This window comes from Curtobacterium sp. VKM Ac-1393, from assembly GCF_015350995.1.
Taxonomy (GTDB): Bacteria; Actinomycetota; Actinomycetes; order Actinomycetales; family Microbacteriaceae; genus Curtobacterium.
On record NZ_JADKRW010000004.1, the window covers coordinates 40,022 to 53,527 of the forward strand.

Here is a 13,506-nt window from a genome sequence, read left to right on the forward strand (position 1 = left end):
GCGCAGCGGCAGCGGTCGGGGCGGTCCCGTCCGGTCGGTACAGGCGCACCAGCACTGGGATCGGCCTCGTTAGGATCGGTGCATGGCAGACATCGTCATCCCCGCCGACCTCCTCCCCACCGACGGCCGCTTCGGCTGCGGACCGTCCAAGATCCGCGGCGCGCAGCTCGAGTCCCTCGTGACGCGCGGGGCCACGATCCTCGGCACGTCCCACCGCCAGAAGCCCGTGAAGGACCTGGTCGGCAGCGTCCGCTCCGGTCTCGCCGACCTGTTCCAGGTCCCCGAGGGCTACGAGGTCGTCCTCGGCAACGGCGGCTCGACCGCGTTCTGGGACGCCGCCGCGTTCGGCCTCATCGAGCGCCGCGCCGAGAACCTGTCGTTCGGCGAGTTCGGATCCAAGTTCGCCAAGGCCGCCGGTGCCCCGTGGCTCGAGGCACCGCACGTCGTCGAGGCCCCCGGCGGCTCCCTCGCCGCCATCGAGCCCGTCGACGGCGTGGACGTCTACGCCTACCCGCACAACGAGACCTCCACGGGCGTCATGGCACCGGTGGTCCGCGCAACCGGTGACGCCGGAGCCCTCACCGTCGTCGACGCCACGAGTGCGGCCGGCGGAGCGGCGTTCGACGTCGACGCCACAGACGTGTACTACTTCGCGCCGCAGAAGAACTTCGCGTCGGACGGCGGCCTGTGGCTCGCACTGTTCTCGCCCGCCGCGATCGAGCGCGTCGAGCGGATCGCCGCGAGCGGTCGGTACATCCCCGAGTTCCTGTCGCTCAAGAACGCCGTGGACAACTCGCGTCTGAACCAGACGCTGAACACCCCGGCGATCTCGACGCTGCTGCTGCTCGACGACCAGGTCCGGTGGATGAACGAGTCCGGCGGCCTGGCGTGGGCGGACACCCGCACGAAGACCTCGTCGTCGACGCTGTACGACTGGGCCGAGTCGGTCGACTACGCGACGCCGTTCGTGACCGACCCCGCGGCCCGCTCGCAGGTCGTCGCCACGATCGACCTCGACGACTCCATCGACGCCAAGGCCGTCGCGGCGACCCTGCGCGCGAACGGCATCGTCGACACCGAGCCGTACCGGAAGCTCGGACGCAACCAGCTGCGCGTCGCGACCTTCACCGCGATCGACCCGGACGACGTCGCCAAGCTCGTGCAGGCGATCGACTTCACGGTGGACGCCCTGCGCTGACCCGGCGGTCGGCCGCTCGGTCGGCGGACACCCGAGAAACGACGAAGCACCACGGGGAACCGTGGTGCTTCGTCGTTCTCGTGCTGCGTGTCAGGAGCGGTGGAAGTCCGGGTCGACCTCACCCGCATCGAGCTGGGCGCCGTCGAGGTCGGCGTCCGGATCGACGGGCTGCACGCGCTGCGCGCGACGGCGGCGAGGAGGCTGCGGGGCCTCGTCGACTGCGTCGGCGAGCGCGTCGACGTCCACACCGTCGATGTCGTCGTCGTCCGGCTCGTCGAGGTCGTCCTCGTCCGCTTCGAACTCGTCGTCCTCGTCGTCGTCCGACTCGTCGTCGGTGTCGTCGTCGGTGTCGTCGTCGTCCGAGTCGTCGTAGTCGGCGTCCTCGTCGTCATCCGACTCGTCGTCGAAGTCGTCGTCCTCGTCGTCGTCGTCCTCGTCATCGGAGTCGGACTCGTCGTCGGAGTCGTCTGATTCCTCCGACTCGTGGTCCTGCGCCGCCCGGTACTCGGCGAGCCGCTCGGACCACGGCACCCACTCGGGCGCGACGAGCGAGCCGTCGCCGGGCATCAGCTCGACCTCGAGCACGGTCGGGTCCTCGTCGCCGACCTTGGCGACGCTGACGGTCCACCGCCAGCCCGGGTAACCGGGCAGCCGGTTGGCGAACAGGACGGAGACGACGCCGTCGCCCTCGTCCACGGTGCCGACGGGTGCACCGAGGGTCGATTCGGGCGTCACCTCGAGCAGCGCGGTCCGCGCCAGGTCGGTGAAGTCCATGGGCGCTGCGTCAGCAGGTACTGCGTCAGGATCTGTCATGGGGTCACGCCTCCAACTGGTCTGCGACGTGCCGCAGGATGGCGGCGAGTCGATCGCCGTTCTTCGGGTAGCGGCCGTGGCGGAGGTCTCCGCTGATCCGGTCGAGTTCCTTCACCAGGTCCTCGACGATCACGGCCATGTCGTCCGCGGAGCGACGGGTCATCCGCGACAGCGACGGCTGCGGGTCGAGGAGTCGCACGGACAGCGCCTGCGACCCCTTCTTCCCCTGCACGACGCCGTACTCGAGCCGCGATCCCGCCTTCACGGTCACGACGCCGTCGGGCAGCGACGACGCGTGCAGGAACACCTGGTCGCCGTCGTCTCCGGTGATGAAGCCGAAGCCCTTGTCGTCGTCGTAGAACTTGACCTTGCCGGTGGGCATGCGTGGACTCCTCGAGGTCGTGGTGCGGCCGTGGTGCGTCGGATATCCTGGGTCGATGGCCAATCCGACCCGATCAACCGGGAACCCGCAGGATTCCGCAGAACCCCCGGTGACGTTCAATCGTACCGAACGCGCTCTGGCGTTCATGGTCGGTGGCATCTTCATCGCCGCGTTCCTCTGCATGGCGGCGATGATCGTCATGTGGCTGACGGTCCCGAGCGCGCAGGGCTCGATGCCGTGGCCGGTGATCATGGCGATCCCGCTCATCGGCTTCCCGATCGGGATGGTCCTCGTCTTCACCCTCCTCGCCATCACCTGGACGCGTCGCGCACGAGCCAACCGGACGGCGCACTGACGTCCGCCCCGGACGCTGGCACCGGACGATGACGACCACCGCCGACCTGGCCGCCCGACTCCGGGCGTTGCCGGACGACTCCCTCGAACGACTCATCGCTGCGCGGAGCCTGCCCCCGGCCACCCTCGGTGAAACCGGTCCACAACGCATCACCGACTTCTTCGACCTGGCCGAGGCGCTCCGCACCGACGACGCCGTCGACGCGGCGGTCGAGCACCTGCCCCGCGCCACGATCCTCGCCCTGCGCGACGGCGGCGACGCCGACACGCTCGGCCCGGCGATCGCGCTCGGCCTCGCCGACGAGGACGGCGCCGTCGACGACGCGGTCGCCGCTCGCGTAGCCGCCCACCCCGACCTCGTGGCACTGGGGCGGACGGGAGGCCCGGATCGCCCCCGCCCCGCGGCCTCCGCCGACGACGCGGCCGTCCAGGACCGCGCGCGCACCACCGGCGCGGAGCAGGCGTTCTCGAGCATGACCGTGCTCGCCGAACTGCTGCGCGCGGTCGACGCCGGCACGGTCCGCGAGCTCGTCAAGGGCGGTATCGGCACCCCGCTCGCCAAGACCCTGGCCGAGCGCATCGGCACCGACGCCGACGTCGTGCCCGGCCGACTCGCACTGCTCGACCGGGTCGGGTTCGCCGACCCGGGGTCCGGCCGGTGGACCGTCACCGACACCGGACAGGACTGGTTGGTCGCCGACTGGCCGGATCGCTGGGCGACGCTCGTGTCGGCGTGGTCCGACACCCTCGGCACCCCGGTGCACGAGGTCCTCACGCTCGCCGACGACGACCTGCGCGACCTCGTGGCGCTCGGACGCTGGGCGTACCCGGCGGGCTCCCGCTGGCTCGACGCCGTGCTGCTCGACGCGGCCGGCACCGCCGCGTCGCTCGGACTCGCGGTCGACGGCATCGTCACGAGCACCGGCCGAGCACTGCTGGACGGTGACGCGGGGCCCGCGGCGGACGACCTGCCCGGCACCGTCAGCCAGGTCTACCTGCAGCACGACCTGACGGTGATCGCCCCCGGCCCCCTCGCCCCGGTCGACGACGCGGCCCTGCGCACCGTCGCCGTGCTCGAGGCCCCCGGGTTGGCCGCCCGCTACCGGATCTCCGAGGAGACCCTGCGCAGCGCGTTCCGGGCCGGGCACTCGCGCGACGAGATCCTGGCGCTGCTCACGCGCCTGTCGTCGACCGGTGTGCCGCAGCCGCTCGCCTACCTGCTCGACCAGGTCGCCGGCCGCGACGGCAGCATCGTCGTCGACCGCGGCGAGGGCGGGGTCGGCACCGTGGTGCGCGGGACGGCGGACCAGCTCGACCTGATCGGGGTGGACGCCGAGCTCCGGCAGATGGCGTGGGAGCGCAGCGACCTGACGACGCTGACCACCCGCTACCCGGCGCACGTCGTGCACACCGCGCTCGAGGACCAGCGCTACCCGGCCGTCCTGACGACCGCGGCCCGCCCCGAGACGCACCACGGGCCTCCCGGTCGGCGGAGCCCCACCGGACGCTCGCCGGAGCAGGCGGCGCACGCACTCGTGGAACGACTCCGCCTGACGACGCAACGCGGCGACGCGGAGCCGGAACAGGAGTGGCTCGGACGGCAGATCGACCTGGCCGTGCGCGGTCGCACGCCGATCCGGCTGACGGTGCGGATGCCGGACGGCTCCGAACGGCCGTTCTCGATCGTGCCGACGTCGGTCGCGGCAGGGCGTGTGCGCGGACGTGACACCAGCGTCGACGTCGAACGCACCCTGCCGCTGTCGCTCGTCGTGTCGGTCGAGAGCGACGCCTGACGGGCGACGCCCAGGGGACACGGTCACCCGAACGCAGGGGACGACGGCTAGGCTGGCCGGTCATGAACGGACCGCTGATCGTGCAGAGCGACCGCACCGTGCTCCTCGAGGTCGCACACCCCGACGCCGAGGACGCACGCCACGAGCTCGCGGCCTTCGCCGAACTCGAACGCGCTCCCGAGCACGTGCACACCTACCGCATCACCCGCCTCGGCCTGTGGAACGCCCGCGCCGCCGGACACGACGCCGAGGCGATGATCGACACGCTCGAGCGCTTCGCGAAGTTCCCGGTGCCGCAGAGCGTGACCGTCGACATCCGCGACACGGTGTCGCGCTACGGCCGACTCGTCATCCGGCGTGAGGAACGCCCCGACGCCCCCGTCATCGCGAACTCCCCCACCGAGGAACTCGAGCGCCTGCCCGTGCTGCTGCTGACGGCCGAGGACCCTGCGGTGCTGGCCGAGGTGATCCGGTCGAAGCGGATCAAGCCGTTGCTCGGCGACATGCGGAACCCGTCCGAGGTGGAGCTGCAGCCGTGGGCGCGCGGGCAGATCAAGCAGGAGCTCGTGAAGCTCGGCTGGCCGGCCGAGGACCTGGCGGGCTACACCCCCGGGCAGCCGCACCCGATCGACCTGGACACCACCGAGTGGCAGATGCGGCCGTACCAGGAGCAGGCCGTCGACACGTTCTTCGCACAGGGCTCCGGGGTCGTCGTGCTGCCCTGTGGCGCCGGCAAGACCCTGGTGGGCGCCGGCGCGATGGCGACCGCGAAGGCGACCACGCTCATCCTGGTGACGAACACCGTCTCGGCCCGCCAGTGGCGGAACGAACTGCTGAAGCGCACGACGTTGCAGCCCGAGGACATCGGCGAGTACTCGGGCAGCGTCAAGGAGATCCGGCCGGTCACGATCGCGACTTACCAGATCCTCACCGCGCGCCGGAAGGGCGAGTACACGCACCTGTCGCTCCTCGACGCCCTCGACTGGGGGCTGATCGTGTACGACGAGGTACACCTGCTGCCGGCGCCGGTGTTCAAGCTCACCGCCGACCTGCAGGCACGCCGGCGCCTGGGCCTGACCGCGACGCTCGTGCGCGAGGACGGCCGCGAGGGCGACGTGTTCTCCCTGATCGGCCCGAAGCGTTACGACGCCCCGTGGAAGGAGATCGAGGCGCAGGGCTACATCTCGCCCGCCGAGTGCTACGAGGTGCGCATCGACCTGCCGCACCAGGACCGCCTGGAGTACGCGGCGTCGAGCGACGACGAGCGCTACCGGCTCGCCGCGACGTCACCGGCCAAGATCCCCGTCGTCCGCGAGCTCATCGAGAAGCACCGCGGCGAGCAGATCCTGGTGATCGGGCAGTACATCGACCAGCTCGACGCGCTCGCGGAGTCATTGGACGCGGCCGAGATCACGGGTTCGACCCCGGTCGACGAGCGCGAACGGCTCTACGACGCGTTCCGCGCCGGCGAGGTGGACGTGCTCGTGGTGTCGAAGGTGGCGAACTTCTCGATCGACCTGCCCGACGCGACCGTGGCGATCCAGGTCTCCGGCTCGTTCGGATCCCGGCAAGAAGAGGCGCAGCGCCTCGGCCGGCTGCTCCGCCCGAACAAGGACGGCTTGCCGGCGTCGTTCTACACGCTCGTGGCACGGGACACCGTCGACCAGGACTTCGCGCAGAACCGGCAGCGGTTCCTCGCCGAGCAGGGTTACTCCTACACGATCCTCGATGCTGACCAGGTCCAGGCGCCCGTGGGCTGACGTACGCACCCCTCTCAGGAAACCATTAGGGAACGGTCAGATGATAGGACCATGAGCGATGGCCCCAAGATCCTGATCGTCGACGACGAACCGAACATCCGCGACCTCCTGACGACCTCGTTGCGCTTCGCCGGGTTCGCCGTCCGTGCCGTCGGCAACGGCGCCCAGGCGATCTCGGCCGTGCTCGAGGAAGAACCCGACCTGATCATCCTCGACGTGATGCTCCCCGACATGAACGGCTTCGGCGTCACCAAGCGCCTGCGGTCGTCGGGCTACACCTCGCCGATCCTGTTCCTCACCGCGAAGGACGACACCGAGGACAAGATCACCGGTCTCACCGTCGGTGGCGACGACTACGTCACCAAGCCGTTCTCGCTCGACGAGATCGTCGCCCGCATCAAGGCGATCCTGCGCCGCACCATGAACGACGAGGAAGACGCGATCATCCGCGCCGGCGAGCTCACGATGGACCAGGACACGCACGAGGTCACGATCGGCGACGCGCAGATCGAGCTCTCCCCCACCGAGTTCAAGCTGCTCCGCTACCTCATGCTCAACCCCAACCGCGTGCTGTCGAAGGCGCAGATCCTCGACCACGTGTGGGAGTACGACTTCAACGGCGACGCCGGCATCGTCGAGAGCTACATCTCGTACCTGCGTCGCAAGCTCGACCAGTACTCGGCCGAGCCGATCATCCAGACCAAGCGCGGCTTCGGCTACATGCTCAAGGCGTCCAAGGCCTCGTAGCCCGTTCCGTTCTTCACGGCGGTCGTCCGGTTTCACCGGGCGGCCGCTGTCTATCGTTGGGGCAGCATGCACACGCGAATGAGCCACTGGTGGGACGGGATCTCCCTGCGCACCAAAATCACCGGGATCACGGTGCTCCTGGTGGCGCTCGGACTGCTCGTCGCCGGGCTCGGCACGATGACCGTTCTGTCGACCTACCTGATGGCGCAGCTCGACAACAACGTCAAGGGCACCACGGAGCAGCTCGAGGGCCAGAACATCAGCGACGGCGAGCAGTACTGCAAGCTGTCGGTCGTGCTGTCGCAGAGCGCCTACGTGGCCGCCTACGACGCCGACGGCGACAAGATCTGCCAGACGAAGGCGTCGAGCCGTCCGGACATCCGCGAACTCGACTTCGCCGCAGCGGCCCAGAACGGTTCGCGGTTCTCGCTCTACGACAGCCAGCACAACCACGAGTGGCGCGCCCAGGTCATCCCGGCGTCGCTGCAGAACCAGACGAGCGGCTCCACCGAAACGGGCTTCGTGCTCGTCGCGGTGTCGAGCGCCGACACCGACCAGACGATCCTGCGGTTCACCGCGATCTTCCTGAGCTTCGGTGCCTCGGTGATCCTGCTCGGTGCCATGCTCACCCGCCTGCTCGTCACCGCCACCTTCGACCCGCTGCGTGACGTGGAGGACACCGCCGCACGGTTCGCCGCCGGTGACTTCAACCAGCGCCTCGAGGCCGACACGCCCAACACCGAGGTCGGGCGTCTGAACCGCTCCCTCAACGTCATGCTCGAGCGCATCGACACCGCGTTCGAGGACCGCCAGCGCACCATCGACCAGATGCGCCGGTTCGTCGGCGACGCCTCGCACGAACTCCGCACGCCGCTGGTGTCCCTGCGCGGCTACGCCGAGCTGTACCGGATGGGCGCCCTGCGCAAGGAAGAGGACGTCGCGCAGGCGATGGAGCGCATCGAGAAGGAAGCGAAGCGCATGGGGCTGCTCGTGCAGGACCTGCTCCAGCTCGCCCGCATCGACGAGTCGAAGCCGCTCGAGCTCGGCCCGGTCGACCTCGTCGCGATCGCCCGCGACTCGGCGCTCGACACCATGGCCTCCAACCCGGACCGCGAGATCCAGGTGCTCGTCGAGGACGCCACGACCGGCGAGAGCGTCCCGCAGGCCGTCCGACCGAAGGCCTCGGCGTCGTCGGTGTCGTCTGCGGACACCGGGGAGCTCCCGCCCACGTCGCCCACCTCGGCGAACACCACCGGCCCGATCGCGTTCTCGCGGCAGACGATCGCCCGCCTCCGTGCGCGGCGGACCCGTGCGATGGACATCGAGGCCGGCGCAGCCCCCACCGACGAGACGACACCGCTGCCCACCGTCGTGATGCCGAAGCGGCCCCCGATCGTGCTGGCGGAGGAGAACAAGATCCGTCAGATCGTCACGAACCTGATGGGCAACGCCATGCGGTTCACCGAGCACGACGACCCGATCGAGATCGGCATCGGCGTGGACGACGACCGCGGCATGGCCCACATCGACGTCATCGACCACGGCGAGGGGATCCCGGCGCAGCTCCGCGACAAGATCTTCCAGCGGTTCTGGCGTGCCGACACCTCGCGCGCGCGGGACACCGGCGGCTCGGGCCTCGGTCTCGCGATCGTGTCGGGCATCGTCGCCGCGCACCACGGTTCCGTCGAGGTCTTCGACACCCAGGGCGGTGGCGCGACCTTCCGCGTCTGGCTGCCGCTCCTGCCGCGCGACTACGCCGCCTGACGCGCGCCCGCGGCCCGGCCCGGCCCTGGCCGCGGGCCTCGGGCCGCCGGGCCATCCCGCCCCGTCCCGCCGGGCCATCCCGCCCGCCCGTCCCGCCGGGCCATCCCGCCCGGTCACAACACCCCGCTCGACACCGCCGAGCGGTCACGATCTGTCGTCTGCGCGCTCGGCGGCCGACAGTTCGTGACCGCCCGACGACCGGCTGACGACGCGTCGTGACCGCGCGACGAGCCGTTTCCCTGCGCGGCGATCGCGACGATCACGCTGACAGCCGACGACTTCTGACCGCTCGGACCTCGAACGCCTGGCGAAGTCGCTCGAACAACACCGCGGGTCGGTGCGCATCCGATGCCGTCGCGTGGATCACGAGCCAGTCGTTCACCACGAACCCGTTGTCCCTCCGCTGATCGTGTCGGAAGGTGTCGCGCTCGCGGTGGTGATCGCCGTCGTACTCCAACGCGATGCCGAACTCCGACCACGCCATGTCGACACGGCCGAGGAACTTCCCCGCACCGTCGTGCACGTCGATGTTCAGCTCCGGCTCGGGGAACCCCGCATCGACGACTGCCAGGCGGAGCCACGTCTCCTGAGGGGACTCCGCGCCGGGCCGGACGAGGTCCAGCGCACGCCGAGCAGCGAGCGCGAAGCGTGTTCCAGCTCGGATCGACGCGCGGAGGTCGTCCGCCGTCGCCAGCCCGGCAGGTCCGACGAGGTGGTCCCCGATCGCGACCAGCGCGTCACGTTGGAGCACTCCGGCGCACTCGAACCACATCTGTGCGGGGACGCTGACCGGGAGCCCGCGGTGTTCGACGGTCCTTGGTCGGTCCAGGCGGTGTGCGGCCACGCCGGGCCGCCGCATCCTGTACCCGTCCCTCGTGGTCGAGACGTGCACCGGGCTGACCGAGCGCACCGACTGCGGCAGTGGCGCGCCCCATATCTCGGCGGCGGTCGTGTGACTGAAGAACTGGTCGGGACGCATGACCAGGGCGACGGCGTCGATGAAGTCCACCGAGTCGATCTGGGCACGCACACCGTGGACCGGGGCTGCCAGGTCGGCGCGTCGAAGTCGTTCCCGATCGATGCCGTGCTCCACCGCATCGGCCACGCGGAAGGTGGAACGGTCGAACGGAGCGGGAAGGCGACGGGCAGCTGGCATGCCGTCATGGTCGCTGCCGGGGACGCAAACCGACCTCGCGCGCTCGGAACCTGTGGAGGACAAGGTGATCCGGGCCTCCTGTGTGGGAGAGACGGCCCCAGACACCCGCAAGCCGCACGCACGAGCCGGCCAGGACTCCCCTCTGCTGCGCCGCCGAGCGGTCACAATGTGTCGACTGGAACGGGCCGAACCGACGGTTTGTGACCGCTCGGCGAACTTGAGCGGGGTGTTGTGACCTCCCGCCCCGCCCGCCCCACCCGCACCCCTGCCAACCCGCACGCAGAAGGGCCCCGCACGCTGCGCGTGCGGGGCCCTTCGAGCAGGACTGCTTAGAAGTCCATGCCACCCGTCGGGTCGCCGGCCGGAGCGGCCGCGGCGCGCTCGGGCTTGTCGGCGACGACGACCTCGGTCGTCAGGAACAGACCAGCGATCGACGCAGCGTTCTGCAGCGCCGAACGCGTGACCTTGGCCGGGTCGATGATGCCCGCGGCGATGAGGTCGACGTACTCGCCGGTCGCGGCGTTGAGGCCCCAACCTGCTTCGAGCTCGCGGACCTTGGCGGCCACGACACCCGGCTCGAGACCGGCGTTCAGCGCGATCTGCTTGAGCGGTGCGTCGATGGCGACGCGGACGATGTTCGCACCCGTCGCCTCGTCGCCCTCGAGGGTGAGTGCGTCGAGCGCGACCTTGCCGGCCTGGATGAGGGCGACGCCACCGCCGGCGACGATGCCCTCTTCGACGGCAGCCTTCGCGTTGCGGACGGCGTCCTCGATGCGGTGCTTGCGCTCCTTGAGCTCGACCTCGGTCGCGGCACCCGCCTTGATGACGGCGACGCCACCGGCGAGCTTCGCGAGGCGCTCCTGGAGCTTCTCGCGGTCGTAGTCGGAGTCGGTCGCGTCGATCTCGGCGCGGATCTGACGGACGCGGCCGGCGATCTGCTCGGCGTCGCCGGCACCCTCGACGATCGTGGTCTCGTCCTTGGTGATGACGACCTTGCGGGCACGACCGAGCAGGTCGAGCGTCGCGTTCTCGAGCTTGAGGCCGACCTCTTCGGAGATGACCTGGCCACCGGTCAGGATCGCGATGTCCTGCAGCATGGCCTTGCGGCGGTCACCGAAGCCCGGGGCCTTGACGGCGACGGACTTGAAGATGCCGCGGATCTTGTTCACGACGAGCGTGGCCAGGGCCTCGCCGTCGACGTCCTCGGCGATGATCAGGAGCTGCTTGCCCGCCTGGATCACCTTGTCGACGACCGGCAGGAGGTCCTTGATGTTCGAGATCTTCGAGTTGACGATCAGGATGTAGGCGTCCTCGAAGACGGCTTCCTGACGCTCGGGGTCGGTGACGAAGTACTGCGACAGGTAACCCTTGTCGAAGCGCATGCCCTCGGTGAGCTCGAGCTCGGTGCCGAAGGTGTTCGACTCCTCGACGGTGACGACGCCTTCCTTGCCGACCTTGTCGATGGCCTCGGCGATGAGCGCGCCGATGGTCGGGTCCGCAGCCGAGATCGACGCGGTCGCGGCGATCTGGTCCTTGGTCTCGATGTCCTTCGCGTTGGCGAGGAGCTGGTCGGAGACGGCGGAGACGGCCTTCTCGATGCCGCGCTTGAGCGACACGGGGTCGGCGCCGGCGGCGACGTTGCGGAGGCCCTCGCGGACGAGTGCCTGGGCGAGGACGGTCGCGGTGGTCGTACCGTCACCGGCGACGTCGTCGGTCTTCTTGGCGACCTCCTTGACGAGCTCCGCACCGATCTTCTCGTACGGGTCGTCGAGCTCGATCTCCTTGGCGATGGAGACACCGTCGTTCGTGATCGTGGGGGCGCCCCACTTCTTCTCGAGGACGACGTTGCGGCCGCGCGGGCCGAGCGTCACCTTCACGGCGTCAGCCAGCTGGTTCAGGCCGCGCTCGAGGCCACGGCGGGCCTCTTCGTCGAAAGCAATGATCTTAGCCATGTGAGTTCTCGTCCCTCCCGGACGTCGTGGGGTCGTGCTGGCACTCAACGTGAGCGAGTGCCAACGCCGATTCTGGCACTCGACCGGGTCGAGTGCAACACGATCGGGAGGCTCGTGACGTCTTCCCAGGACACGCCCCGCCAACAGCACACCTCGACCACCGCCGCGGGCCGCCCGCAAAGGCACGCTGCGCACCGCGGGCCGCACACGACGAACGCGCCGCCCCTGACGGGACGGCGCGTTCAGACGAAGTGTCGCTGCTCAGGCGGGTCGGACTGCCTCCGCCTGCGGGCCCTTCGACCCGGTGCCGACGTCGAACACCACTGCCTGACCCTCCTCGAGGACCTTGTAACCCGACATGTCGATGGCCGAGTAGTGCACGAACACGTCCTGACCGCCTCCATCCACGGTGATGAAGCCGAAGCCCTTTTCAGCGTTGAACCACTTCACGGTTCCGTTGGCCATGATCTCTTGCTCCCTGGTACTGCTGTGCGAACGACGTGTTCGTCGTCTGCATGGGACTCTGACCGAACAGACCCGATCAGGCAAGAGGTATGACGTTGTTTCACGTCGATGCCGTCAGAAATCAACGTGCCTGAAACACAGCCGTCACACAATGCGCGAAAAACGCGGCGCGGCGGGTCAGCCCAGGGTCAGCCCAGGGTCAGCCCGTGTAGTCGGCACCGAGCACGACGCTCACGTCAGCGTTCGGGAACGCCGTCGACTGCTGCACGGCGGTGACCCCGAGCTGCTTCGCGATGCCCTGGGCGACCGCTGCCTGCGCGGCCTGCTGGTAGTACACGATCGTCGAGGTCGACCCGGTCGTGCCGGCGTCCCCCGTCGAGGCGACCTGCCAGCCGGCACCGGTCAGCGTCGCACTGGCGCGGGCGGCGAGGCCGGAGGTCGTCGTGCCGTTCAGGACGACGACGGTGGTGGTGCCCTGCTGGGCCGGTGTCGCGGCGGCGGCACCCGAATCGGCACCCGTCCCGGCCGACGACGACGCGGACGGCTTCGGGGTGGCGGACGCCGACGGCCTCGACGTCGCCGACGAGCTCGCCGACCCCGTGGGCGAGTCCGACCCGTTGAACGAGTAGCTGCCGTTCAGCAGCGCGAGGACGAGCACACCGACCCCGACGAGCACGCCGGTGGCCAGGGCCGCCCAGGCGAACGCGATCCAGCCACGACCGCGACGCTGGGCACCGCGGTGCGCGCCGACCCGTGGGCCGTCGGCGACGTCGTCGAACCGGTCTCGGGGGAATCTGGTGCTCATCGTTCCTCTTCACGTCCTTCGGGGGCCGCTCCGGGCGCGACGAAGCTGCGCGTGGCACGGGCGCTGGTGCGCGCGTGCCGGAGCCGCTGCAGCCTGGTGACGAGCTGCGGGTCGTAGGCCAGTGCCGCGGGCGAGTCGATCACGCGGTTCAGCACCTGGTAGTAGCGCGCCGCCGACATCTCGAACTCGACCCGGATCTCCGCTTCCTTCGTGCGGTCGTGCCGCGCCCGGTCGTGCTCGAACGACAGCACGTGCTTGGCGAGCTCACTGAGTTCGTCGACGCTGCGCTGCTCGTCGGTGGGGCTGGCGGTCACGGC

13 protein-coding genes are annotated in these 13,506 nt (G+C 69.9%); 6 read left to right on the forward strand and 7 right to left on the reverse strand.

Annotated elements, in window-relative coordinates; all coding sequences use genetic code 11:
- Positions 1-82: 82 nt before the first annotated feature.
- Positions 83-1,198, forward strand: a complete 1,116-nt coding sequence (gene serC, locus ITJ59_RS09695) for a phosphoserine transaminase (protein ID WP_194650930.1) — start codon at positions 83-85, stop codon at positions 1,196-1,198.
- Between the two features lie 90 nt (positions 1,199-1,288).
- On the opposite strand, the gene ITJ59_RS09700 is transcribed toward serC, so the two are convergent.
- Both ITJ59_RS09700 and ITJ59_RS09705 read right to left on the reverse strand, forming a co-directional pair.
- Positions 1,289-2,011, reverse strand: a complete 723-nt coding sequence (locus ITJ59_RS09700; protein ID WP_194650931.1) for a DUF3027 domain-containing protein — start codon at positions 2,009-2,011, stop codon at positions 1,289-1,291.
- Positions 2,012-2,015: 4 nt separating this feature from the next.
- Positions 2,016-2,393 (reverse strand): cold-shock protein, encoded by a 378-nt coding sequence (locus ITJ59_RS09705; RefSeq protein ID WP_111085215.1) that lies wholly within the window; start codon positions 2,391-2,393, stop codon positions 2,016-2,018.
- Positions 2,394-2,502: 109 nt separating this feature from the next.
- On the opposite strand from ITJ59_RS09705, the gene ITJ59_RS09710 reads away from it, so the two are divergent.
- The 5 genes from ITJ59_RS09710 (at position 2,503) to ITJ59_RS09730 (ending at position 8,811) form a co-directional block, all read left to right on the forward strand.
- Positions 2,503-2,748 carry a hypothetical protein gene (locus ITJ59_RS09710; RefSeq protein ID WP_194650932.1) on the forward strand — a complete coding sequence of 82 codons (246 nt, stop codon included), beginning with the start codon at positions 2,503-2,505 and terminating at the stop codon, positions 2,746-2,748.
- Between the two features lie 28 nt (positions 2,749-2,776).
- Positions 2,777-4,540 carry a helicase-associated domain-containing protein gene (locus tag ITJ59_RS09715; RefSeq protein ID WP_194650933.1) on the forward strand — a complete coding sequence of 588 codons (1,764 nt, stop codon included), beginning with the start codon at positions 2,777-2,779 and terminating at the stop codon, positions 4,538-4,540.
- A gap of 62 nt (positions 4,541-4,602) precedes the next feature.
- Entirely contained in the window at positions 4,603-6,300 is a 1,698-nt protein-coding gene (locus tag ITJ59_RS09720) for a DNA repair helicase XPB (protein WP_194650934.1), read from the forward strand.
- A gap of 51 nt (positions 6,301-6,351) precedes the next feature.
- Positions 6,352-7,047, forward strand: coding sequence for a response regulator transcription factor (locus ITJ59_RS09725; protein ID WP_017888045.1), 696 nt, complete (start codon positions 6,352-6,354; stop codon positions 7,045-7,047).
- A 66-nt stretch (positions 7,048-7,113) separates the two neighbouring features.
- Positions 7,114-8,811, forward strand: coding sequence for a sensor histidine kinase (locus ITJ59_RS09730; protein WP_194650935.1), 1,698 nt, complete (start codon positions 7,114-7,116; stop codon positions 8,809-8,811).
- A 259-nt stretch (positions 8,812-9,070) separates the two neighbouring features.
- On the opposite strand, the gene ITJ59_RS09735 is transcribed toward ITJ59_RS09730, so the two are convergent.
- The 5 genes from ITJ59_RS09735 to ITJ59_RS09755 all read right to left on the reverse strand — a co-directional run bounded on the left by ITJ59_RS09735 (position 9,071) and on the right by ITJ59_RS09755 (position 13,503).
- Positions 9,071-9,967 carry a hypothetical protein gene (locus ITJ59_RS09735; RefSeq protein ID WP_194650936.1) on the reverse strand — a complete coding sequence of 299 codons (897 nt, stop codon included), beginning with the start codon at positions 9,965-9,967 and terminating at the stop codon, positions 9,071-9,073.
- Positions 9,968-10,296: 329 nt separating this feature from the next.
- Positions 10,297-11,919, reverse strand: a complete 1,623-nt coding sequence (gene groL / locus ITJ59_RS09740; RefSeq protein WP_111085221.1) for a chaperonin GroEL — start codon at positions 11,917-11,919, stop codon at positions 10,297-10,299.
- 261 nt (positions 11,920-12,180) lie between these two features.
- Positions 12,181-12,384 (reverse strand): cold-shock protein, encoded by a 204-nt coding sequence (locus ITJ59_RS09745; RefSeq protein WP_111085222.1) that lies wholly within the window; start codon positions 12,382-12,384, stop codon positions 12,181-12,183.
- A 199-nt stretch (positions 12,385-12,583) separates the two neighbouring features.
- Positions 12,584-13,189 (reverse strand): LytR C-terminal domain-containing protein, encoded by a 606-nt coding sequence (locus ITJ59_RS09750; RefSeq protein WP_194650937.1) that lies wholly within the window; start codon positions 13,187-13,189, stop codon positions 12,584-12,586.
- Positions 13,186-13,503, reverse strand: a complete 318-nt coding sequence (locus ITJ59_RS09755; RefSeq protein ID WP_323749469.1) for a DUF3263 domain-containing protein — start codon at positions 13,501-13,503, stop codon at positions 13,186-13,188. Before ITJ59_RS09755 ends, ITJ59_RS09750 begins: the two co-directional genes overlap by 4 nt.
- Positions 13,504-13,506: the final 3 nt, after the last annotated feature.

Excerpts from the sequence above, each read along its gene's own strand:
- serC (WP_194650930.1), top strand. The coding sequence starts at position 83 with ATGGCAGACATCGTCATCCCCGCCGACCTCCTCCCCACCGACGGCCGC.
- ITJ59_RS09700 (WP_194650931.1), bottom strand. The coding sequence starts at position 2,011 with ATGACAGATCCTGACGCAGTACCTGCTGACGCAGCGCCCATGGACTTC.
- ITJ59_RS09705 (WP_111085215.1), bottom strand. The coding sequence starts at position 2,393 with ATGCCCACCGGCAAGGTCAAGTTCTACGACGACGACAAGGGCTTCGGC.
- ITJ59_RS09715 (WP_194650933.1), top strand. The coding sequence starts at position 2,777 with ATGACGACCACCGCCGACCTGGCCGCCCGACTCCGGGCGTTGCCGGAC.
- ITJ59_RS09720 (WP_194650934.1), top strand. The coding sequence starts at position 4,603 with ATGAACGGACCGCTGATCGTGCAGAGCGACCGCACCGTGCTCCTCGAG.
- ITJ59_RS09725 (WP_017888045.1), top strand. The coding sequence starts at position 6,352 with ATGAGCGATGGCCCCAAGATCCTGATCGTCGACGACGAACCGAACATC.
- ITJ59_RS09730 (WP_194650935.1), top strand. The coding sequence starts at position 7,114 with ATGCACACGCGAATGAGCCACTGGTGGGACGGGATCTCCCTGCGCACC.
- ITJ59_RS09735 (WP_194650936.1), bottom strand. The coding sequence starts at position 9,967 with ATGCCAGCTGCCCGTCGCCTTCCCGCTCCGTTCGACCGTTCCACCTTC.
- groL (WP_111085221.1), bottom strand. The coding sequence starts at position 11,919 with ATGGCTAAGATCATTGCTTTCGACGAAGAGGCCCGCCGTGGCCTCGAG.
- ITJ59_RS09745 (WP_111085222.1), bottom strand. The coding sequence starts at position 12,384 with ATGGCCAACGGAACCGTGAAGTGGTTCAACGCTGAAAAGGGCTTCGGC.
- ITJ59_RS09750 (WP_194650937.1), bottom strand. The coding sequence starts at position 13,189 with ATGAGCACCAGATTCCCCCGAGACCGGTTCGACGACGTCGCCGACGGC.